Annotated in this window: 23 protein-coding genes and 3 pseudogenes; 9 read left to right on the top strand and 17 right to left on the bottom strand. The window is 70.7% G+C overall.

What is annotated here, in order from left to right; all coding sequences use genetic code 11:
* Window positions 1-13: 13 nt before the first annotated feature.
* The 4 genes and pseudogenes from LJ657_RS17445 to LJ657_RS17430 form a co-directional block, all read right to left on the bottom strand.
* On the bottom strand, window positions 14-1,561 hold the full coding sequence (locus LJ657_RS17445; RefSeq protein WP_232649524.1) for a TIGR02677 family protein: 1,548 nt from the start codon (window positions 1,559-1,561) through the stop codon (window positions 14-16).
* A gap of 201 nt (window positions 1,562-1,762) precedes the next feature.
* Window positions 1,763-4,543 carry a DEAD/DEAH box helicase gene (locus LJ657_RS17440; protein ID WP_232649523.1) on the bottom strand — a complete coding sequence of 927 codons (2,781 nt, stop codon included), beginning with the start codon at window positions 4,541-4,543 and terminating at the stop codon, window positions 1,763-1,765.
* The gene (locus LJ657_RS17435; RefSeq protein ID WP_232649522.1) at window positions 4,540-4,929 is read right to left on the bottom strand and encodes a hypothetical protein; all 390 of its coding nucleotides are present in this window, start codon (window positions 4,927-4,929) and stop codon (window positions 4,540-4,542) included. The genes LJ657_RS17440 and LJ657_RS17435 overlap by 4 nt, the downstream gene beginning before the upstream one ends.
* 1,237 nt (window positions 4,930-6,166) lie before the next feature.
* Window positions 6,167-6,365 (bottom strand): annotated as a pseudogene (locus LJ657_RS17430) (hypothetical protein); the annotation flags it as partial.
* 101 nt (window positions 6,366-6,466) lie between these two features.
* On the opposite strand from LJ657_RS17430, the gene LJ657_RS17425 reads away from it, so the two are divergent.
* The gene (locus LJ657_RS17425) at window positions 6,467-6,745 is read left to right on the top strand and encodes a hypothetical protein (RefSeq protein ID WP_232649521.1); all 279 of its coding nucleotides are present in this window, start codon (window positions 6,467-6,469) and stop codon (window positions 6,743-6,745) included.
* Window positions 6,742-7,134: pseudogene (locus LJ657_RS17420) on the top strand (type II toxin-antitoxin system VapC family toxin). Before LJ657_RS17425 ends, LJ657_RS17420 begins: the two are co-directional and overlap by 4 nt.
* 460 nt (window positions 7,135-7,594) lie before the next feature.
* Here LJ657_RS17420 and LJ657_RS17415 read toward each other — a convergent pair.
* The 4 genes from LJ657_RS17415 to LJ657_RS17400 all read right to left on the bottom strand — a co-directional run bounded on the left by LJ657_RS17415 (window position 7,595) and on the right by LJ657_RS17400 (window position 9,755).
* A complete protein-coding gene (locus tag LJ657_RS17415) occupies window positions 7,595-8,593 on the bottom strand; it encodes a slipin family protein (protein ID WP_232649520.1) in 999 nt (332 codons plus the stop codon).
* 143 nt (window positions 8,594-8,736) lie between these two features.
* Window positions 8,737-9,237: a DUF5994 family protein gene (locus LJ657_RS17410; protein ID WP_232649519.1), complete on the bottom strand. Its 501-nt coding sequence runs from the start codon at window positions 9,235-9,237 to the stop codon at window positions 8,737-8,739.
* Between the two features lie 6 nt (window positions 9,238-9,243).
* Window positions 9,244-9,513 (bottom strand): hypothetical protein, encoded by a 270-nt coding sequence (locus LJ657_RS17405; protein ID WP_232649518.1) that lies wholly within the window; start codon window positions 9,511-9,513, stop codon window positions 9,244-9,246.
* Between the two features lie 5 nt (window positions 9,514-9,518).
* Entirely contained in the window at window positions 9,519-9,755 is a 237-nt protein-coding gene (locus tag LJ657_RS17400; RefSeq protein ID WP_232649517.1) for a hypothetical protein, read from the bottom strand.
* A 502-nt stretch (window positions 9,756-10,257) separates the two neighbouring features.
* Between LJ657_RS17400 and LJ657_RS17395 the strand changes: the two genes are divergently transcribed.
* A complete protein-coding gene (locus LJ657_RS17395; protein WP_232649516.1) occupies window positions 10,258-10,593 on the top strand; it encodes a three-helix bundle dimerization domain-containing protein in 336 nt (111 codons plus the stop codon).
* Here LJ657_RS17395 and LJ657_RS17390 read toward each other — a convergent pair.
* Complete coding sequence (locus LJ657_RS17390; protein ID WP_308117054.1) at window positions 10,529-11,074, bottom strand: restriction endonuclease; 546 nt, start codon at window positions 11,072-11,074, stop codon at window positions 10,529-10,531. The genes LJ657_RS17395 and LJ657_RS17390 overlap by 65 nt on opposite strands.
* 1,150 nt (window positions 11,075-12,224) lie before the next feature.
* Here LJ657_RS17390 and LJ657_RS17380 point away from each other — a divergent pair.
* The 4 genes and pseudogenes from LJ657_RS17380 (at window position 12,225) to LJ657_RS17365 (ending at window position 13,784) form a co-directional block, all read left to right on the top strand.
* Window positions 12,225-12,476: a hypothetical protein gene (locus tag LJ657_RS17380; protein WP_232649515.1), complete on the top strand. Its 252-nt coding sequence runs from the start codon at window positions 12,225-12,227 to the stop codon at window positions 12,474-12,476.
* Window positions 12,477-12,579: 103 nt separating this feature from the next.
* On the top strand, window positions 12,580-12,927 hold the full coding sequence (locus LJ657_RS17375; protein ID WP_232649514.1) for an ANTAR domain-containing protein: 348 nt from the start codon (window positions 12,580-12,582) through the stop codon (window positions 12,925-12,927).
* A gap of 219 nt (window positions 12,928-13,146) precedes the next feature.
* Window positions 13,147-13,302 (top strand): annotated as a pseudogene (locus LJ657_RS17370) (sigma factor-like helix-turn-helix DNA-binding protein); the annotation flags it as partial.
* Window positions 13,303-13,379: 77 nt separating this feature from the next.
* Window positions 13,380-13,784, top strand: a complete 405-nt coding sequence (locus LJ657_RS17365) for a DUF1003 domain-containing protein (RefSeq protein WP_232649513.1) — start codon at window positions 13,380-13,382, stop codon at window positions 13,782-13,784.
* A 21-nt stretch (window positions 13,785-13,805) separates the two neighbouring features.
* Here the strand turns inward: LJ657_RS17365 and LJ657_RS17360 are convergent, their stop codons facing one another.
* The 4 genes from LJ657_RS17360 to LJ657_RS17345 all read right to left on the bottom strand — a co-directional run bounded on the left by LJ657_RS17360 (window position 13,806) and on the right by LJ657_RS17345 (window position 16,431).
* Window positions 13,806-14,522, bottom strand: a complete 717-nt coding sequence (locus LJ657_RS17360) for a GAF and ANTAR domain-containing protein (protein WP_232649512.1) — start codon at window positions 14,520-14,522, stop codon at window positions 13,806-13,808.
* 79 nt (window positions 14,523-14,601) lie between these two features.
* On the bottom strand, window positions 14,602-15,348 hold the full coding sequence (locus LJ657_RS17355) for an ANTAR domain-containing protein (RefSeq protein WP_232649511.1): 747 nt from the start codon (window positions 15,346-15,348) through the stop codon (window positions 14,602-14,604).
* Window positions 15,338-15,901: a hypothetical protein gene (locus tag LJ657_RS17350; RefSeq protein ID WP_232649510.1), complete on the bottom strand. Its 564-nt coding sequence runs from the start codon at window positions 15,899-15,901 to the stop codon at window positions 15,338-15,340. Before LJ657_RS17350 ends, LJ657_RS17355 begins: the two co-directional genes overlap by 11 nt.
* Before the next feature lie 104 nt (window positions 15,902-16,005).
* Window positions 16,006-16,431 carry an STAS domain-containing protein gene (locus tag LJ657_RS17345; protein WP_232649509.1) on the bottom strand — a complete coding sequence of 142 codons (426 nt, stop codon included), beginning with the start codon at window positions 16,429-16,431 and terminating at the stop codon, window positions 16,006-16,008.
* Between the two features lie 449 nt (window positions 16,432-16,880).
* Here LJ657_RS17345 and LJ657_RS17340 point away from each other — a divergent pair, with 449 nt between their 5' ends.
* Window positions 16,881-17,375 (top strand): Asp23/Gls24 family envelope stress response protein, encoded by a 495-nt coding sequence (locus LJ657_RS17340; protein WP_232649508.1) that lies wholly within the window; start codon window positions 16,881-16,883, stop codon window positions 17,373-17,375.
* A gap of 433 nt (window positions 17,376-17,808) precedes the next feature.
* Complete coding sequence (locus LJ657_RS17335; RefSeq protein WP_232649507.1) at window positions 17,809-18,303, top strand: hypothetical protein; 495 nt, start codon at window positions 17,809-17,811, stop codon at window positions 18,301-18,303.
* Window positions 18,304-19,082: 779 nt separating this feature from the next.
* On the opposite strand, the gene LJ657_RS17330 is transcribed toward LJ657_RS17335, so the two are convergent.
* The 4 genes from LJ657_RS17330 to LJ657_RS17315 form a co-directional block, all read right to left on the bottom strand.
* On the bottom strand, window positions 19,083-19,370 hold the full coding sequence (locus tag LJ657_RS17330; RefSeq protein WP_232649562.1) for a hypothetical protein: 288 nt from the start codon (window positions 19,368-19,370) through the stop codon (window positions 19,083-19,085).
* A 187-nt stretch (window positions 19,371-19,557) separates the two neighbouring features.
* Window positions 19,558-19,914 (bottom strand): PRC-barrel domain-containing protein, encoded by a 357-nt coding sequence (locus tag LJ657_RS17325; RefSeq protein WP_232649506.1) that lies wholly within the window; start codon window positions 19,912-19,914, stop codon window positions 19,558-19,560.
* 22 nt (window positions 19,915-19,936) lie between these two features.
* Window positions 19,937-20,341, bottom strand: a complete 405-nt coding sequence (locus tag LJ657_RS17320; protein ID WP_232649505.1) for an ANTAR domain-containing protein — start codon at window positions 20,339-20,341, stop codon at window positions 19,937-19,939.
* Window positions 20,342-20,423: 82 nt separating this feature from the next.
* Complete coding sequence (locus tag LJ657_RS17315) at window positions 20,424-20,720, bottom strand: hypothetical protein (protein ID WP_232649504.1); 297 nt, start codon at window positions 20,718-20,720, stop codon at window positions 20,424-20,426.
* Window positions 20,721-21,068 lie beyond the last annotated feature (348 nt).

The raw sequence follows: 21,068 nt of genomic DNA, 5'->3' as shown, positions 1-21,068 counted from the left end.
ACGACGACCTTGTTCATACGGTGACCTCCAGGCGCAGCCCGTCGAGATGAAGCCGGCCCCGCACGGTGTCGACGGTGGTGGAGCCCTCCGCTGGGGTGAGGGTGAGCCGCACCCCGTGGGCGGAACCGGAGGCGGCGGTGACCCGGCGGCTGGCGGGGACCCGGGCGGCGAGTGCCACGTCCAGCAGGGCCAGCAGGGCGCGTGTCTCGGGCTCGTCGAGGGTCCGGCCGTACACGCCGTCCGAGGCGAGGGAGTTCGCGGCACCCCGGCGCTCGGCCTGCTCCTTGAGCTGCTCGGCGCGCAGCAGGGCCCGGCGGTCGTCGTCGCGTTCGATGCGGCCGGGCCCGTGCAGGGCGGGGGTGCGGCCGGACTGGACCAGGGTGCGGGCCAGCTCGACCGGTTCCGCCTCCCACCAGGAGGTACGGCCCGGGATCTGCTCGGGGTCGGCGTACGGGACGGCGATGTGGCGGGGCGCACCGAGCCCGAAGACCGCCTGGAACAGGGCGTGCGCGTCCTCGTCGCTCTCGCAGGAGGTGAACCACTGGGCGAGATGGCGCAGTTGGCTCTCCCGGCTCACCCCGCCCCGGCGCGCCTCGGTGACCCGACGCAGCAGGGCGAGGACGGAGCGGATCGCGGTGACGGTGGCGTCCTGCAGCCGCTCGGTCTCGCTGTGCTCGCGCTCCGCGAACCAGTGGACGATGCCGTCCCACCGGTGCCGCCAGTCCGCGAGGCGCTCGGCGGGGCTGCGGAAGAGCCGCTCGTCGGCCTCGGCCGCGTACTCGATCATCCGGTCCACACCGGTGGCCGCGGCCTTCTCGACCGCCTCGGCGAGCAGCGGGGCGTAGCGGCCGAGTTCGGCGGTGAACTCCCGCATGTGCGCGAGGAGCGTGTCCTTGTGGGCGAGGAACACCTCGGGCCGGGTGTCGTTGGTGCGCGCCAGGTCGCCCAGCATGAGGTAGAAGCGGGCGGCGCGCTGCGCCATCTCGTTCAGCACCGAGTCGAGCCGGCCGAGCTTGCGGTACACCTCCTCGCCGTCGCCCGCCGTGTTGGCCTCGGCCAGCGCGCGCAGGTCCCCGAGGATGTCGGGGAAGACGAGGCGGGAGAGCTGGGCGTCCTCCAGGCTCGCGCCGAGCACGTCCTCCACCGCCCGGTACGCCCGGTACCCGGCCTGGGTGAACTGGTACACGTAGTGGCGGTTGCGGTACTCGGCAAGGTTCGCGGCGCGCGTCCCGTCGTACGACCGGTCCAGGACCTGCCACTCCGCGAGCGCGTCGAGCAACGGCTGAACGCCGGCCGTCCCGCCGACGGCGCCCGCAGCGGGATGGTCGGCGGCGAGCCGCTCCAGCAGTCCCACCGCGTCCGAGGCGTGCAGCAGCACCTGGTAGTTGGCGCGTCCGCGGTCGAAGGCACGCAACAGCCACAGGTACTCGTGACGCTTCTCGGCCGCGGCGAAGTGGAACAGCCGCAGCCGGTCGTCGAGGGAGAACGCGTCGATACCGAACGCGCCCTCGTCGACGGGATCCGCGGCATCGGGCTCCGGGAGGTCGAACTCGTCACTCACGGAACTATGGGCTCCCCTTCTCTCCTGTTTCGGCTGGCACACGTCCGGCCGGACGTGTGCCAGCGGATCCACACCAGTCTGCCGCACCCCGATCGGTGCGTGTGAGCCGCTCCTCGGCCCATGCCACTTGTGCTACAGCGCGCCCCTCTTGCACCCCCTGCCGGGCGGTGGCCGCCGTAGGGACCCGCCCTCCGGCCGGGCTCAGCGGCGGATCTCCGCGTACGCCCCGAGCCACCCCGTCCCCAGCCGGTCACCACCCCTGGTGAAGACGGCCGCCCCGCTGTTGCCGGCCGAGTTGTCCGACGGGTCGTCGGGCGGCAGGAGCAGGGTGGTCGCCTCGCCGTCGCCGCTGTGCAGGGTGGTGGTCGCGCCGTTCCACAGCCGGATCACCGAGCCCGGTGGCGCCGCCACCCGGACCTCGCCGTCGTCCTCCCGCAGGTCCAGGTGGACGCCGGTGGCGCGCTCCGCGAGCAGCGCGCGGTAACGGTCCGGGAGCAAGGCGCAGTCGTTCGGCGGTGTCGTCCCCGACCAGTCGGGGGCGTCGACGCCGCGGGCGCGGGCCGCGCGCCACATCCGGGGAACGAGATCGGGCGCGAGCGGGGCGGTGGCCATCCGTTCACACATCCACAACAGCCGTCCCGCCCCTCGGCCGGGCCCGAGCGTACGCCAACGGATACGCTGGGCCAGGTCACCGGCGACGACGGCCGCCCACGGGTGGACCGTGCCGAGCGGGCCCTGCGCGCCGAGCCAGGCCAGGTAGCGCCGGGCCTCCTCCAGGATGCCGGTCATGGAGTCGACGGGGATGCCCAGCACGTAACCAGGACGACCACGGAAGAGGCCGGGGCGGTCGGCGACGAGGTGGAGGACCGCGCGGGCGAGGTCTCCGGCCACCGGCTTCGGCTCGTCCTGCGCAGACTCGTCGGTCTCCTGCGGATGCTCCTGCTCCGCCTCGCGCAGTACGCGGCGCAGTGCCGTACGGGCCCGGTCGGTGAACGGTGCCTGTTCCAACACCGGGAGGCGGGTGCTGAGCAGGGCCGCCAGCGACCGCTCTGCGGTGAAGGCGTATTCGGGCACCGGGGCCTCTCGCACCGCGGTTGCCAGGTCGTCGGCGAGGGCGGCGTCCACCATGAAGCGGCTGGTCAGCCTGCCCAGCGGGCTCGTCTCCCAACGGTCCTCACCCACGGGGCCGCGCAGACAGCCCGCCGTCGTGAGGAACGCCACCGCCTCACGCAGCGGTTCGACACCGGCGTGTCCCTGGTGCGCGGCCAGCGTCCCCGACCACCACCGCTCCGCCTCCTCGACCGTGGACACCCGTTCCTGGACGGCCTCGGCGAGGAGGTGGTCGGGAAGGTGGTCGCCCAGCCGTGACCGCACCGTGTATCCGGCGGCGAGCCGGGCCTGCCAGTGCGCCCGCTCCCCCGGGTCCGCGAGCAGGAACGCCCAGCCCTCGCGCTCCCCGGCGCCGATGCGGCCGGCCCGTCCGAACATCTGCTGGACCATGGACACCTCGACGCGGTCCAGGCCGATGGTGGTGTCGGCGACGATCACGGCCCGGGCGGGGAGGTTGACGCCCGCGGCGACGGTGGAGGTGGCAACCAGGATGTCCGCCTCACGGGTACGGAAGGCCTGCTCGGCGTCCCGCTTGTAGGGCCAGTCCCGGTAGTGCAGCCGCACCCCGACCTTGGTGCACAGCCGCTCGACGAGTGCGGCATCGTCCGCGTCCACGCCTGCGGTCGACACGCCACGGTCGGCGGCCAGAGCCAGCGCGGTCGCCCGCACCCGTCGCTTGCTGCCGCAGAACACCAGCACGCTGCCGCCGTCCGCACCGACCCCGCGGGCGATCCGTACAGCGGCCGCGGTGCGCACCGCGGCCCGCGCCGCCCAGTCCGCCTCGTCCACCGCCGGCAGGACCGGCAACTGCCAGGTCAGCCGGGTGGGCCGCCAGGCCGTGCGGACCAGGCGGGCGCCCAGCCACTCGGCCACTTCGTCCGCGTTGGCGACCGTCGCCGACAGCCCGACGATCCGCGCGCCCGCACCGTCCTCCCGCACCCGCGCGAGCAGCGCCTCCAGTACTGCGCCACGCACCGGATCGCCGAGCAGATGGATCTCGTCGACAACCAAGCAGCCCACCTCGGCGAGCGCGTCGCGCAACGACCCCGCACGGCAGATCGCCTCGAACTTCTCCGTCGTCGCCACCCACACATCGGCCGCCCGGATCAGCCCGGAGTCCACGGCGGCCTCACCGGTCAGCCGTACCACGTGCAGCCCCTGGCGCCGCCACAGCTGGAGCTCCCGGTCGAGTTCGTCGGTGAGCGAGCGCTGCGGCACCAGCCAGGCGGCCTTCTCGCCCCGGGCGTGCGCGTCCAGCGCCGCGACCATGCCGATCGGGGTCTTGCCCGCGCCGGTGGGCGCCACCACCACCAGATGCCCGGTGCCCTCCCGAACGACGGGAACGGCAGCCGCCTGGGCCGGGTTGAACGACGGATGCGGCAGCAGCGCGGCCCACTCGGCGGGCACCAACTCCCCAACGCGCACGTACGCGTCGCCGTCGTCCTCCGGTAACTCCTCCGCACCGTCCCACTGCGCGGCGAAGGCCTCCCGGGCCGCCACCGCCCAGGGACCCGCGGCCGGGACAGCGCCACCCGGACCGACCGCGACCAGATCCGTACGGCCGCCCAACTCATTGAGCGTGCCGACCTCTTCGGCCTCTTCCCAGTAGCGGCTGACCCGGTACTGGACACCGCGCTCCGCGAGCCAGATCCGCAGCGCGTCGTATCCCGGACCCTCGGGCAGGATCACCCGCACGTCCTCCGCCGCCGCGACCGCCTCCTCGGTGGGGCGCCAGTCCGGATCGGTCACCTTGCACCACAACAGGGCCCGCTTCTCGGTCTGCTCCGGCACGGCCAGGTCGTCCGGCCACGCCGGAGGGCGCCCCCCGCGCATCGCCCCGGGGAACTGCCCGGGGACGCGGATCGCGGTCACGCTGACCCCGGGACCACTCGGGCAGGGCCCCAGCGGACGGACACGGCCGCCGAAGACGCGGCCGTGAGCTGGTCGTACGTCTTCACCCCCAGGTCGGCGAGACTGAACGCGGTGGGGCAGCCAGGACAGACCAGCGCGGCATACCGGTACACCCGCCCCTGCGACTCGTACGGCCTGCGCAGCGCGTGCAACTCCCCCTCGCAGACGGGACAACGGCGCTCCACCCGTTCCTCGTAGGCCCAGCCTGGCTCGAAGAACCGCGCCGGGAGCACCCCGCCCAGGGCGACACCCCACCGTCGCCGCACCACCCCGGTCACGGACCCCTCCGCGCCCGTCCCCGACTGTGCCGGGACCCCCTCGTCCGTCACTCCGTCCGCGCCGCGCATACCGCGACTGTGGCATGTCGTGATCTACGCCCGCAGGCGGTTCACACGTCTTCCACCACTACGGGTTCCACCACCATGAGCGCGGCCTGCGCTCAACCGGCCAAGGGAGTCACGACCTCGCCGCGCGGACGCCTACGGATGGCGCCTTGTCGAGCGGCCACGACAGCACGGCGCCCTGTCCAGTATCCGCCGAGCCCACGTCCTCCCGCGCCGTGCACCGACGCCGCACAGATGGGCCCCGGCTGGATCGGCCGGCACGGCTGTTGTCGTAGGTCGCGAGGCCCAGGGCCGACGCAGCCAAGGCCGAGGCCGCCAAGGCGGTCGCCGGCGCGGTAGATGCGGCCGGTCACGCGTACACGACCGCGCAGGCTGCCGAGGACGCCGGAGCCTCCGGACAGCAGGTCGCCGCACCGGCCGACGACGCGATCCAGCTCGGTTCGCCCTACTGGGACGGCCGATAGTGAGGCAGCGCGTCATCGCCCTCGCCCCAGGAAAACCCGGCTGGCCGCGCGATTGTCTGGATGGCACAACTCCCATGCGAAATCCGCGAGGCTGGCCGAGGTGCCATCTGCACGACCTCTGCACGCCTGGCCACCAAATGGCCACCAGCTCGCCCGGATTGGGCCGGGGGGATCGACAGCCATGAACAAATGCCGAGGTCAAAGCCCCGTGATCCGCAATCGCCACTGGCCGTCAACTCCAGACCTACGCATTGCGATGCACAGACCACACGTGCCCGATGGGCCCGAATTCCAAGGTCAACCAAAACAAGAAACCCCAGGTCAAAGCCCTGACCTGGGGTTCACCTTGGAGCCGCCTTCGGGATTCGAACCCGAGACCTACGCATTACGAGGGCGATAGGGATCGTGACGAGTTATGCCCCGTGATCGCATCAGATCCCGTTTTCGCAGATCAGAGCACTGACCACGGTCCCGCTGCTCGTACGCCGTGTTGCACCGTCCACAGGCGTCCGCGCTCCCCTTGCGCTCCCCGCCCCTTTGGCAGGGCGATGAACTGGCCTACAAGCTCAGTGGCGACAACATGGTCGCACGGCTTGTCGAGATCCCACATATGAGGCCGATCGCCATCATCCGTGGTCTCCCCGCCCACACGCCTCACGCAGACGAGCACAGCGGCGCACACAGCAACAACAGCTCGACGAAAACCGGCCTCCTTCCACCTCGGGCGTGACAGCCGTCGACTCGTCGACGCCTGCGCGCTCCGGTACGTCGACGTGGAGCAGCTTGAGCAGGTCGGCGGTGACGACCCGGTAGGCGTTGCCCAGACGCAGGACCGTGCACGGATACCGGCCACGCTTGGCAAGGTCGTACCCGGTGGTCCGGCTGAGGGACAGCGCACGGTTCGCCGGCTCCAGGCAGTGCGAGCAGTTCCTCACGCGTCAGCCCACGGGACGCATCCTCGCGCTTGGTGATCACAGGGGTCCATACCCCGCGAGACAACCCGCGCCGCCTCAGGTCAAGCCGCACGCCACGGAATCACCCCACCCAAATAACAAGAGTTTTGTCAAATTGGTTCCATGGCCACCACCCCCGACCCCGCTCCAGGCGAAGGCCCCGTCCGCCCGGTCTCCGTCTCCCTCCACGAAGGCACCATCGCCGCCCTCAAGGCGCGCACCGGCAAGCGCGGCATGTCCGCCTACGTCGAAGCCCTCATCCAACGCCAACTCGAACGCGACCGGCTGCGCGAACTCATCGAAGACTCGGAAACCGAGCACGGGCCGGTGGATCGGGCAGCGGTCGAGGCCAAGCGGGCGCTCCTGCGCGGCGACACGGCCGGCTCCGCGGACGCCGCGTGAGCGGCACCCTCGTCCTGGACTGCGAAGGCCTGTCCAAACTCGTACGACACACACCCGAACTCACCGAATGTCTCTCCGCCGCCGAGGCCGAGGACATCCGCGTCATCACCAGCTCCGTCACCCTCGTCGAAGCCCGCGACCCCAAAACCAACCAGGCCCGCTTCGACTAGGCCGTCTCCCGCGTCAACATCATCCCGCCCACCGAAGCCATCGCCCGCCACGCCGGCAAACTCCTCGCCGCAGCCGGCCTACACGGCCACAAATACGCCCTCGACGCCATCGTCGCCGCCACCGCACTCACCTCACCCGCCCCCGTGACCGTCCTGACGTCCGACCCCGAGGACCTCCACATGCTGTCCGGCCTTGGTATTCGCGTGGTCAAAGTTTGAACCGCATCGCACCTCGTGTCCGAGAAATCTGCGCCGGCAACAGCATATTTCGCCAGTATCAGGGGCACTGCTCGCAGCCCGAGGTCAGCCGGGAACCTCGGTGCCGCCCCGGGTGAAGCGAGTGCACTTTGTGAGGTCGATCGTGAACTGTCGATCGAGACACCGTCCTGCGGTCGCGGACGGCCCATAATGTCGGTGATCGCGAAGACACTGCAGAACATGGCGAGTTGCTCGATGCGCGCGGTAATACTCCGTCACGGCCGAGCCACCGGACGCCGCTACGGAGCGGGAATCCGAAGGCTCATCCCACCAGACCCTCCGTCTCCGCGATCACCATGGCGAACCGTGGCCGGCGGATGCCGGAGGCCATGCCTGATGGGGTGGCGTCTCGCGTGAGTCCACGTACAGATCCGCCAGTTCCCCTACCAGGTGCAGCGCCAGTCAACGGTTCACCCGACGTTCAGCCGCCGGTATATGACGCGTCGGAGTCGGAGTCCGCGTGTGCCGGCCAATTGTCCCGCCGCTCCCGCGCCACATCCGCGCGCCTGCCGATCCGATCTCCGTGGGAGCCGACCCGTTGTCCGCTCAGGGGGAAGGCGGGCGCGGCGGGTGGGGCAGAGGTGATCGGTTCCGGGAGTTCCGGGCGTTCGGGGAGCGCGGGGCGTGGGATGCTCCGGTGGACGGATTCGCCGCCGGTCTCCTGGCTCTGGTGCTCGAAGAAGCGGAGCATCTCCACCGGGAACGGCATGACCAGGGTGCTGTTCTTCTCCGCGGAGACGTCCACCACGGTCTGCAGCAGGCGCAGTTGGAGCGCGCCCGGAGTGTCGGCCATGGTCGCCGCGGCGTCACTCAGCCGCTGGGACGCCTGGAACTCACCGTCGGCGGCGATGACCCGGGCACGGCGCTCGCGCTCGGCCTCGGCCTGCTTGGACATGGAACGCATCATCGACTGCGGAAGGGCGATGTCCTTGATCTCCACCCGCTCGATGCGCAGTCCCCACGGTTCCTCGGTGGGGGCGTCCATCACCTTCTTGAGCTCCGTGTTGATGTGGTCGCGGTCGGAGAGGAGCGTGTCCAGATCCGCCCTGCCGATGACGGCACGAAGCGAGGTCTGGGCGATCTGGGAGACGGCGCTGGGGTAGTCCCGCACGTTCACCAGGGCCTTGACCGGGTCGATGACCCTGAAGTAGACGACCGCGTCGACGGTGAGCGTCACGTTGTCGGCGGTGATGGACCCCTGCGGAGGGATGCCGAGCACCTCGGTCTGTACCGACACCTTCCGCATCCGGTCCCCGATCGGCCGGATGACGCGCAGGCCGGGCCCACGGATGTCCGGCAGCAGCCGCCCGAAGCGGAACACCACGCCCTTCTCGTACTGCTGGACGTTGCGCAGGCTCAGGGCGAGCAGGACCAGCCCGGCCACGGCGAACACCACCAGCACGGTGATCAGAACACCCATGGTTCTCACATTCCTCACGTCGATGACGGTCCCGGGACCCGGACGGTCCGGGAGGTGTCCGGCACGGCAGGACCCCGACCTGTCGTCCGTGCTGCGGCCGGGGTCCCGGGCTGCTGTCGCAGGCTCTGCTGTATCGGCCCGGTTCAGCCGGGCGAACTTTGCGCTACGTCGCTCCGGTCGGCCCGGGTGATGCCGGTGGCGGCCAGGATCCGCTCGGCCGAGACGGCGTTGTCGTCCTGTACGGCCATGGCCATCGCGGCACGCGCGGGGCCGGTACCTGCTCCCGGCGGGATCACGAGGAACAGGAAGTGGTCCTGGTCGCCACGGGTGACGATCATGGTGTTGTCGCCCACGGCGGACCAATCGATGCGGACCATGTGCCCGTCGACGAACAGATGGCCGGGGGACCCGTCCCAGTCGCTCGCGTCGAGGCCCACGCGGGCGATGGGGCCCAGGCGAGCCGCCAGCGCGGTGAGGAGACCCGACAGTTGGCTCTTGAGGTCGCGTGTCCGCGGCCACCACGCGCCGTCGAACGTCCCCGTGCGCCGGGCTGTCGTCTCCATCCGCAGGACCGCGGTGCCGGGAAGCACCGGCTCACTGCAGGTGTCCGCCAGAAGCCTGACGGGGTGCGTGGCGGGGAGCATGGCGACTCACTTCCCCGCCGTCCGGGTCCGGCGCCGTGGCCGGAGCCGTCCGCGTCCCCCGTCGCGGTGGTCGCGGCGATCACCGGCGCTACTCGTTCCGCCACGGCCGCGATGCCTCTGCGGGGCCGATGGTGCCAACCCCCGGACAGCGGACCGGGAGCGGCTGTAGTGGAAAGCGGCGATGCGCTCGTCGTGCTGGTTGTTGAGCAGGTGGATCAGGAGCACGCCCACAACGACCATCGCCAGGAGCACCATCACGGCCACGAAGGTCTCCATGACCCTCACCTGCCCTTCGCCGGATGCGGTGTCGGCAGGGCGGCTGCCGGAATGGCAACTACCGGAGCAGTAACTGCCGGGATCAGTGGACGGGAGGTCGGACCGCGGGCCTCACGGCCTCCTTCAGCGTCCCAGACGACCTCCACGGCCCGGTCGGTCGCCGTCACGGTGCGCAGACGCGCCGCCTCGTCCATCAGCCGGCCCGTGGCCGACGTGCGCAGCGGGTCGCTCACGGCTGCCATCAGCCGCACGGCCGAGACGGGAGTCGTCCGCGGGTCGAGCAGGGCAGTCGATGAAGGAGGTTCCGCCCCCGGATAACAGGAGGGGGGCCACCAGGCGCCGGCCAGGAGAGCCGGAGTCGAACCGGTGAGAGCCGGCGGCATGCAGAGGGACGGAGGGGAGGGCCGACCTTGGAGTGTCGGCGCGTACGAAACGGTCGCAGTCATGATGCGAACCCTGCTCCGGGCCGGTCGGACCGGCCCGGTGTAATCAATCGCCGAAAACGACACAAGCATGAAGGCCGGTGCGCGAAATACCCTCGGTAACATCAGCCTACTCCTCTGGCCGGCCGTACGGGCCCGTCCGCAGGTCGACCTGTCCCAGATGGCCAGTTGATGAACAGATCCGGCGGACCGTTCCACGGACGCGATCCGTGCAAGTGTGGGAAGTGGACGGGCCGACGCCGAGCACCCGGAAACCGATCGGCTGCCGAGGCCGGCCGTCTGTGACAGTGAGGAGCGCGCCATGGGCGCGAACACGGCCGAGACTGCGCTACCCGACACCCTTGAGAAGCTCACAGACCATCTGACGGCCTCCTACGCCGGCCTGCTGAAGCCCGCGGTCGTGCGGGAGGTGGTGCAGGACTGCTACCAGCCGCTCAGCAACGCTCGTATCGCCGGCTACGTGCCGATCCTCGTCGAGCACAACAGCCGCGCCAGGCTACGGCAACTCGTCCGACGCCCCGATCCCGCGGCTCCCCTTCGCGAGGAGTCCGACGGCATACGAGGCCACTTGGTCACCGCGGCTCTGCGACGGCTTCACATCGCCCTGACCCGCTCGGCACCGGCACCGCGCCCGTGATCAGCACGACAACGGTTCTCACGACAACGCCGGCCGCTACCCCGTCGGGGGCACCGCTGAAGCAGCTCCCAGAGCGGCCGTGAACCTCCCGCCCACTCCCCCAGCGTTCCACGGTCGACCAGATGCAGCCGACCCCGAGGCCCCATCCTGCCGGTGCTTGCGGGGTCACCCAGCGCCTGCCGAGCGGATCGGTCGCCGGCACATCCGCGCCGTTGTCCCCGGCCCCGCCCACCTGTACGGCATCAGCACAGCCGTCACGGCGCATCAGGTCCCGTACCGCGAACTCGAAGTCCTCGTGGTGGAGCCCGTCGAGCTGGGGGAGCCCGTAGCGCAGCCTCCGCACGTGCACCCGCTCCCAGCGGGCGCTCACCGCCCACTGCGTGAGCCAGAGACCGCCGGCCCCGGCCACAACGGCGGCGAGCACGGCGAGCAGCCACCAGTTGCCCAGCAGCCAGGCCCCCGGTGCCGCAGAACCCGACACCCGCGGCAGCCGCCATGCCCAGCACCAACGGCTGGGGCCCTCTCGGCTTCGTCGGGGCCGGGACACACATCGGGGACTTACGAGTCCGGACAGGGACCGCTCCCGAAGCACAGCGACCGGCTCCCCGGACTTGAGTACCGTCGTTCCCGACATACGGATCGGTCCAAGGCACCGTGTCCTCCTCGGTGCTCCTGCGTGGCCGCTCCGACCGGACAACAGGCTTCGGCGCAGCCATTCTTGACACTAGGTCAGGTATTCCGACCCGATGAGAGCGAGCACCCGTTTCGGCCGCTCCGAACACGCGCCGGCTCCGGCGGAACGACGTCGACCAGAACTCATGAACAGCACTTCCGCCACTCGTCCCGTAGACCAAGAACGCGCATCCGAACCGTGGTGGGCCACCTCAACCACGCCCCGCCCGTCGCGTGCCCCCCAAGGCGCACGCGTTCCCATCGCCTGGGCACGTAGACCGCTTCGAGCACGCCGATCCTGTGCCCCTGCGGGACGACGACGTCATGAGTGCGCCACGCGCGGATGTCGGCTGCGTGGATCATCCGCGGTCCCTCCTGAGCGGGACACGGGTCGACGCGGGCCGCGTCCCTTGGAAGGTCGGCGCCCTACCGGAACCGGCACTGCGGCTGTACCAACGACTCCGGCGCAACCACGCCGGAGTCGCCCTTCCGGGCGGCTGCACGTGAGAGTGAGCCAACCCACGATCCATGGTACTGCGGCTGGTGCGCCTCGCACCCCTGATGGATACGCCGGTGCGCTGAATCCATGCCGTGCTCACCCGCGCTGCAACCATTGCGTGATCTGCCGGTCCGGTCGTGCCGGCCCTCGTGGCGGACGCGCCGCCGCTCCGCGAGGCCGGAAGAGGAAACCCGCCTCCCCCTACGACAGGGCCATCACAACGGCGAGAGGACGAAGGGGATCGAAGCCGGAACGATCAGCGCGTACATGCGTACCGCGCTCGGGCCGTACCGCGCGCACCAGCCCTTGCCGCGCTCCCTGAACAGCCGGCAAGTGGCCGTCCGCTCCGGGTGCGAGACCGTTACATGGGGCGCTACCAGCAGTCACTTGGCAGGGCTAGGCTGTCCTAACAGGCCCCTGCCCCCGGCTGTGATGCTCTGTTCCGCTCCGGGGGGCCGTCGTGTTCGTCCTGCTCCTTATCCTCATCGTGGTCCTGTTCGGCTTCGGCTTCCTCCACCCCATCTGGTGGGCGGCCGCGGCGTCGGTCGTGCTGGTGTTCGGTGCCGCCCAATACGGCCGCCGTGGTGAAGGCGGGGGCTGGGACCGTGGCGGCAGTTCCGGTCCCGGGGAGTACCGGGACCACCGGGACCGCCGTCGGCATCGGGCGCGGTGGAGACGCAAGGTCCGTCGGGACAGCGAGTACCGCAGGTGACCGACACCACGGCCCGCCTTACCGGTCCGGCGCGGCCGGCGAACGGCAACGGGCGTGCCGCCGACCCCCATGGACAGGATGACTGCGTTGTGAGGTACGCACCATGCACCAGGTGACCACGCCCTGTGAGGAGCAGCCGCTGTCGACGGCTGCGGCTGCGGACCTGCTGGCCGAGGTCGTCGAACTGCGCGCCGGCAACGAACAGTTGGGGCGGGCGCTGGTGAGTCGTGCGGTGATCGACCAGGCGCGCGGCATGGTGATGGCCCTGGCGGCCTGTTCCAGTGAGAGGGCCTGGGATCTGCTGGTGGACGTGTCGCAGCGCTGCAACGTCAAGCTCCGGGACGTGGCCGCGGCGCTGGTCGCCACGACGAAGGACGAGGCGCTCCCGGAACGGGTACGACAGGAGCTGCGCCAGGCACTGCGGCGCCTCCGTTCGGCGGGCCGGAGATGACGGCGTGCGCGCCCGGCGGTCGTCCTGTCGGCTCATCGCCCGTTCGGCTCGGTCATGTGCTGTCGGGGAGTGGGAGGGGCACGCTGGTGTGTGCGGTGCCCGAGGCGCCGGAGGGTGTCGTGGAAGTGGCGCTGAGGGCGAGGAGGGCGACGTCGTCGGCGGGTCCTGCGGGGAATGCGTTCAGCAGCGCGGGGAGATCGCTGATGATCGCGGCGGCGCCGAGGGCGGAAGATCCTCTACGTGAGGTTTTTCGAGGAGATGACACAGAACCGCATCGCCCTGCAGCGCGGTCTCTCGCAGATGCACGTCTCCCGTCTGATCACCCGCACCTGTGCGCGCCTGGGCGACCATGTGATGGCCGAGCCCCGCGGCTAGGCTCCAGGGATGCGCGGGGCAGTTGCCCGTGGTCGGCGGTGCTCCGCGAAGCCCCGAAACGCGAGAGGCGCGCCGCTATGAGTGAGCAGGACAGCCAGGCCATGCACCACCCCGCAGTGGTTGCGCACCGCAACAGCCGTGCCGGGGACGCCCAACTGCGGATCGCCGACGCCATCACCAAGTTCGCCGGTTCGATGCCGTTCGTCTACATCCATGCGATCGCGTTCGTGCTCTGGATGCTGTTCGTCGAGGGCAGCCCCTGGCCCACGTTGACGCTCGTGGTGTCGCTGGAAGCGATCTTCCTCTCCACGTTCGTCATGATCGGCCAGAACCGGCAGGCGGCCTTCCAGCAGATCAAGGCCGACCACGATTTCGTCGAGCAGGAGTTGGAGCTCAAGACCAACACCGAGCTGACGCGAGCGATCCACGTCATGACCACGGAACTGCACCGCCGTCTGATCGAGGACGGCGCAGAGCAGTAGCGGGCCCCGCCAGGGCGTGGGTCAGAACCCCAGACCGGCAAGGGGTTCGGAGTCGGCGATGAAGGCGCGGGCCACGTCGGACAAGCGCCGGTTGTGGGAGCGGGCGTAGCCGCGCAGCGCGCTGAACGCCTGCTCCATGTCGATGCCCTGGCGTTCGGCGAGCTTCCCCTTGGCCTGTTCGATCAGTACCCGGCTGTTCAGCGCCGTCTGCAGTTGTTCGTTGAGCACCGTGCTGCGCTGGGCGGTGCGTTGTTGCAGCAGGCTGATGGTGGCGACGTCGGCCAGGGCCTGGGCGATGAGTGTGGCCGGTGGGTCGAAGGGGCCGGGGGCTGCGCGGAAGAGGTTCAGGGCGCCGACGGTCTCGTCCCGCAGGCGCATGGGCAAGGCCTGGACGGCCCCGAACCCGCTGCGGTGGGCCGCCGTGACGAAACGCGGCCAGCGGTCGACCTCCCGGGTCAGGTCGGGGATGATCACCGGTGCGCCGGTGCGGAAGCACTCGAGGCAGGGGCCTTGGTCGTTCTGGAGCTGGAACAGCTCCAGAACACGCACCTGTTCGTCGGAGGCGGCCATGACGCGGAGTTTGCCGTCCCGGTCGGCGAGCAGCACCCCGGCGGCGCTCGCGTCGAGCATACCGACGCAGCGGTCGGTCAGCAGGCGCAGGAAGTCGATGAGGTCGAAGTCGGCGACCAGGTTGTCGGCCAGCTCGACGAAGGTCTTGGCCAGAAGCTGTTCATTCATCGTGGGCACCCTCAATTGAGCCTTTTCCCGGCCCGACGGGGCGGGAAGTACAGCACGTTCCTCGGCCGGCACCGCTGCGTCAGGTTTTCTCCTCGGCCTGACCCGGCTCCGCGTCCGGTGGGAAACGAAGCTGCCGGGCCACCACGTCCGCGGCCACGTCGGCGAGCCGGCGTCCGTGTGCATAGGCGTAGGCGCGGAGCCTTACGAAGGCTTCCTCGATGCCGACTCCGAGCTGGGCCGTGAGCATCCCGCTGGCCTGGTCGATCTCCGCCCGGTATGCGCCCAGGTCCTCGACGGGACCATCGCGCGGCCCGCCCGTCTCGTCGACTCGCGCGTCGAGCAGTACCCATGTCGCGAGATCGGCGAACGCCAACGCGTCCGCCAGTTCCTCCGCGTCCAACCGGACCGGAACATCGGCATACAGGTCCAGCACTCCCGGGCTGATCGCCCCCATCTGCAGCGGGAGCGCGAACACCGCGCGTGCCCCGGCTTCCAGGGCCGCCTCGGCGAACACCATCCAACGGTCCTGCAGGTCACGGGTGAGCAGATCGGGTGTCAGGACGGCCGAGCCGTGCAGGAAGGCGTCCACACAGGGCCCCTCGCCCAGCGTGAGCTGGAGCTCTTCCAGTTGCTCGCTGATGTCGTCGGTGCTGCACAGCGGGTGGCTCGGCGCAGCCTTGGACATCGCCGACAGCCCGGCCCCGCCGACCGGCAGCGCGGCCACGGCCGCGGTGCACACGTCCACCACGCCGACCCGGGCACCGCGCCGGGCCGCCTGCTCGGCCACCAGCATCCGAATGCGGGCCGACCGCCTCTCAGGGACCACCCGGGCCACCGCCTCCAGGCATCGCGGCAAGGCCCTCCAGCCTCGCCGTGGTACGTTCCCCGACGGGAAGCACCAGCGCGCGGAACCTGGTGGGACCGGCCGGCCCGCGAAGCTCTCCGACATCCAGCCACCCCCAGGAGCGGAACGCAGCGGAGGTTGCGCGATCGGCCCGGTCCACCAGGGTGGCGCCAAGTGACGCCTGATGGTCGGTCAGCAGCCGCTCCTGCACACGCCGGGCGAGTTCCCGGTCCCGGGGTTGCGGCCGGATCAGGATGTCACCGAACGCGAAGACCCGGTCGGGCAGCGGTAGTTGATCGATGCTGCGCGGCAGTACTCCGTCGGGACCGAACCACCACGAGCCGTCGCCGCGTGCCGGGAACCCGAAGGCGCATCCCATCAGTCCGTCCGTCTCGCCGACCACCATGGCGAATCCCGGCCGGCGCATGTCCGTGGTGAGACGGTTCAGGAAGTTCCGGCGGCCGGGACGGCGGTACGCCTCGCCCGGCGCCGTCGCACGGGCCTCCGCATACAGTCCCGCCAGGTCCTCAAGCATGTCCTCCACCATCCACCGGTTCAGCAGACGCAGCCGCACTGGAGCCACGGCGGACGGCTCGCCGTCCCCCGGCTTCCGTGACTGTCCCCTCCCGACTCCGGCCGTCATCGCACATCGCCCGAGAGAACAGGCGCCAGCGGGACAGACCGGTGTGGCGGGGCCGGAGCGGGCATGGCCGCGGTGTCCCCGCGAGGAGGTGGCAGGGAGCCGAACGGAGTGCCGAGGAGCAGGAACCCGCAGCCGGCGAGGCCGATGACAAGGGCGAGCATCGGCGGCGGGTGGTGCAGTCGCAGGGTCCCGCCCGCCAGGGTGGTCTGCTGCACGGCGTACAGGAAGGCGTTGAGTCCGCTGCAGTCGCAGAAGGTGACGGGGGTGAGGTCGACGTCGATGGTGTGCATGTCGTCGTACAGACACCGTTCCAGCGCGGCGCGCACCAGTGGCGCCGATTCCAGGTCGATCTCACCGGCCAGGGTGATCAGTGCCCGTTTCCTCCGGTCATGGCGGTACACGGTGAGCTGCGGGAGGGACATGACGCCTCGGTTCTGGGGACCATCCGGCAGCGGGCGCGGTGACGCCGGATACCCGGCTTGTACGGCGCGCTCCCGGTGGGGGCGTACGTTCGGCGGAGTCGGAGCGAAGGCCGGTCCGACCACCTGTGCGCCAGGACAGCGGACCACCCGGTTCCCTCCAGGGATGCCGCCGGGTGACGGACTACCAGTCCGCTCCGCGCGCCATCTGTGTCGAGCAACGACAAGCCGCCGGGGTCTGGGACGTCCGTACCAGCAGCATAGTCCTCGGCGCGGTCCGGTGGGCGGCCGGTAACCCGCCTGTTCCCAGGGCCTGGACCGTGGCCGCGATGTGATGCCGTACGCGGGCATGGACGTGGCGCAGCGCGGTACTCGGCGAGCCGCACGGCAGGCGGCGGCCGACGGCCGCCCGGGCACGGCAGTCCGTGCACCACCCGAGGAGGTGGCTTCGCATGACGGAGCCGAACGGTTCGACCCTTCCCAGGCCCGGCTCCGATGAGCCCCGCACCGGCCTGGGCACGACACTGCACGCCGCACATCCCGGGCCCCAGGAACCGCCGGAGACCCGCGGCCGGACCACCATCGCCGACGGGGTGGTGGAGAAGATCGCCGGCATCGCCGCACGGGAGGTCCCCGGAATCCACGCGCTGGGCGGCGGATTCACCCGCACCATGGGAGCCATGCGCGACCGGGTCCCGGGCGGGCATCCGAGCGCGGGGCGCGGCGTCAAGGTCGAGGTCGGTGAGAAGCAGACCGCCATCGACCTCCAGGTCGTCGTCGAGTACGGGGTGAGCATCACCGACCTCGCCGCAGAGGTCCGTGAGAACGTGATCGCGGCGGTGGAGCGGATGACGGGCCTGGAAGTCGTCGAGGTGAACATCGCGGTCAACGACGTCCACCTGCCGGACGAGGACACGCATGAGACCGGCGAGGCCCGGGTGCATTAGGGCCTCGCCCGGGCAGACGCGGGCATGGCTGCCCGAGGCAGTCTCCGGCTGCTGCCGGACTGCCGTTCTCAGCAACCCGACTCCATCAGACCCGGGGCACATCAAGGTGCGACCGTCACTCGTGCGAAGGCCGGGACGGCCTACGGAGTCGAGCCGTCCACCAGCGGTACCGGGGCCGCCGACCGCGTGACCGGGGGATCCCGGCGGCTCTGCCGGGGCTGAGCCCGATCCTGACCCGGCGCACGCCGCACCGCCCGCCACGGCCGGGACAACACAGGCGACAAGGTGCGGCGAAGACGCCGTCCGACCGTCGTGCGCCCCCGCGACGAACAGCACTGGTTCCACCACCGTGCCGCCCTCCACCGACGATCCCCGGACAACCCTCCCGCACCGGACGGCCATGCGGCGCAGCGCTCATGCATGAGTGTTCTTCATGGAACAGCTGACCAGGACGGCGCGTCTCGGACCGGGTCCTACGCGCTCCGCCCCCGACGACGCCGCCCGCCGAGGTCTGGACCGGCTCGTCACTGCTCAATCAGCGGTGGCGTCGGAACTGCTCGCCGCAGCGCCGCTGGACGATGCGGACGACGCCGAACCGCTCGGGCTGGGGCTGGAGCTGGCGCCCGGACCAGAAATGGTGTCCGGCGCCGCGCTCGCGTCCGGCAAGGCGGAGCCGGCCGTCTGCGGCGCCGTGCCGCTGGACGCACCCGAGGTGGGCGTCCGGCTGTCGCCGGGACCCGGGGTACCGGCCGAGCCACCGCCCACCGAGGTTCCCCTGCCCGGCTCGTTCCTGACCGCGGCCGCCACCGGTTTAACCATGATCACCTCCACCGCGGTGACCGTGATCATCGCCAGGGCGAACACCAGGCCCGTCGCCAAGGCGTATTTCCTCCATCCGATGGATCTCCGGACGGAGCCACCACGATAGGTGGTGACCGACTCTCCTCCGGAAGACGCGGAGCCCGCTGTCGTCCCGCCGTGCTCGCGATCCGGGCCACCGGTTCCGAAGGGCGGCCTGGCTGCAACAGGCTCGGCGTGGGCCGGTGACCCGAACGCCGCCCGGGCGTCCGCGCGGTGTTCCGCCCGCTCCTCGCCCGGCGTCCTCGGCACTCCCACGGGCGGCACCCGGCTACGGATCCCCTCGCCTGTCCGTCGGAAAGCATGCGAGAAGACCGCCGCGCCGGTGGTCGCGCTGGTACTGACCACGGCGGCCCCGATGAGCGTTCCGGTCACCCCCAGCAGGGACGCCAGCACCGCACCCACCACAGTCGCGAGTGCGCTCGCCACCACCTGCACCGCAGTCAGGTCGAGTACCTTGCGCTTGGGCGCCCGTTCTTCTTCTCTGCGATTCCCCATCGGTGTCCCTTGATAGTTGCGGAGCCCGACAACCGTCGGCGCCGTGACCATCTGCCAGACGGCGGGCGTCAAGGACCAGGCCGGGCGACACCTCGCGGCCACCGCGTGAGGGCCGGACCTGTGCCGCTCACGGTGGGACTGACGCGCCCTTGATGGAGATCCGGGAGCGTTTCGCGGCCGCGTGCGAACAACTGCGGACCGCGCTGAACAGCCCCGTACTGCTCGAACGGCCAAGGGCGAACTCGCCCCCGCAACCGCCGTCTGTCCGAACGCGCCCGCGCCTTCATCGACAGCTTGGAGCCCCTCCCCCGACTGGTGGCCTGACGCTGTTGCGGGGACGGCGGAAGAGGGCTAGGTCCGGTTGACCCGTCCGGCCACCGCGTGACCGATCAGCAGGTAGACGACAGCGGGCAGACCGTAGTTGACCGCGGTGCGCCAGTTGTCCGAGTGGATGGTGAACAGATTGTGCGACCAGCCCGAGAGCCAGTTCGCCGCGTCGTGGACCCAGGAGACCGTGGTGTTGGCGGTGTTGGCGTCGAACAGGTAGAGAGCGATCCACAGGATCAGAATCAGTACCGCGATGTCCGCGATGATGGAGATGATCGTCCCCGCGGGGCTTCCGCCGTAGCGTCTGGAGATGTCCGACGACTAGCCCTGCCAGCGGAGTTGAAACCTCGCCGCCCCCGCTTGGGACACCGCTCCACAGGCGGCGCCGGCGGGCTGGGGCGAAGGAGGAGACGCCGAGGCCCCGTACGGGTCGAAGCGGGCGGCTGCCACCGCAGATCCCGGCTGCGGCGGACACGGCAGTCGTGCCGTCCGTAGGTGGTCAGCGGCGCGCCAGTTGCCGTTCGCCGGCCGCACCGGGCTGGTACGGCAGTCCATAGTGCTTGAAGATGGCTTCCTCCTGCTCGGCGGGAAGCACGTCGTCTGTGCCGATCGAAGGGGCCTGCTTCACCAGGGTTCTGACATAGCCGACCTTGACGTAGCCGGGCCCGGCGATCGCGTCCTCGAGAGGAACGAAGACCAGGCGGTGCCGGGTCGGAAGTCCGGTCCGTACCGAGGCCATGGCCGGCTCGTCGGTGGTGGTGTCCACATAGACCGCCTCCAGGACACCGACCTTGTGGCCTTCGCTGTCGACGACATCGCGGTTGCGCCATTCCCGGACATCGGCTGCGTGGATCATGGCCTCTCCCTACCTGGACGGGTCATCGGCCGGGGGTGCTGGACGGTTCATCGGCCGGGGGTGAGTCGCACCCTCGGTCTTCCGCGTAAAGCCGCCGCAGCGCATGCCGCAGCGCCCACTGCATCGGCCGCGTCATCGGCTTGCCCTCCCAGACGTCGACCATGGCTGCGGCCACCTCCGGAAGTGTGGTGTGGCACTGCCGTGAGATGTCGACCAGGAGGCCCCTGGCCGTCCCGCGGCTGCAGGGGGTCAGGACCATCATCATGCCGGAGGCCTGGTCGACGACCGCACGGCCGGCCAGCGCCCGCCGCAGCTGATCGTTCTCGGCGCGCAGTGCGACGAGATCCTCTCCCGCCGATGCGTTCCCCCACGTGGCCTCGGCCCGCAGCTTCCACCAGTCCTCTTGGAGCAGGGTTGTGCGTTGCATGGCATGTTCCTCTTGACGAGTTCGACGTGTCCGGCCCTGCCGAAGCCGGGCCGGTAGGCACGGCTGCCGGTCCACTCCACGGTCACCTGGGGTGTTCGTGGTCCCGACGGTCCTCGCGCCGCCAGCGCGCCCGGTTCTGGCGGCTGTAGCGGCGGTCCCAGCGGTCCTGACGATCCCGGCGCTCCTGATAGTCCCGGTAGTCCTGGGGGCTCCGGTGGTCCCCGAGATCGGAACCGCCGCCACTGCTGCGGCCTCCGCCGCGATCACGGCCGTGCCGGGTTGCGCCGTAGACCAGCACCGCCGCGGCCACCCACCAGATGGGGTGAAGGAAGCCGAAGCCGAACAGGACCGCGACGAGGATGAGGAGCAGGACGAACACGGTGGGCCTCCCCGGGAGCGGGACACAGCATCGATACCGGGGACTGGGGCCTCACCCCACAGCCTAGTCCTGCCCAAAGGCTGCGGATACCGTGCGACGTCGGCGCGTTCTGCAGGCATGGATGGCTGCTTGACACCTGTCGGGGAACGGCTGCGAGGACTAGCGTGCGCCTTGCCGCCCCTGCCCCCGGCAGCGTCGCACCGCCCACGCGCTCCGCAGAGGGCGCACCCAGCGCATCGGTGCCGGAACCCGCCACGTCACGGGCGAGGCTGCTCCCGTAGATGCCCGTCGTCACGCGATCCCGGCGTGCCCGATGCGCCCCGAGCGGGCACCGATCTGCTGCCCGCC

Source organism: Streptomyces guryensis (assembly GCF_021261325.1).
GTDB lineage: Bacteria > Actinomycetota > Actinomycetes > Streptomycetales > Streptomycetaceae > Streptomyces > Streptomyces guryensis.
This window is presented reverse-complemented; position numbering and strand designations above follow the sequence as displayed.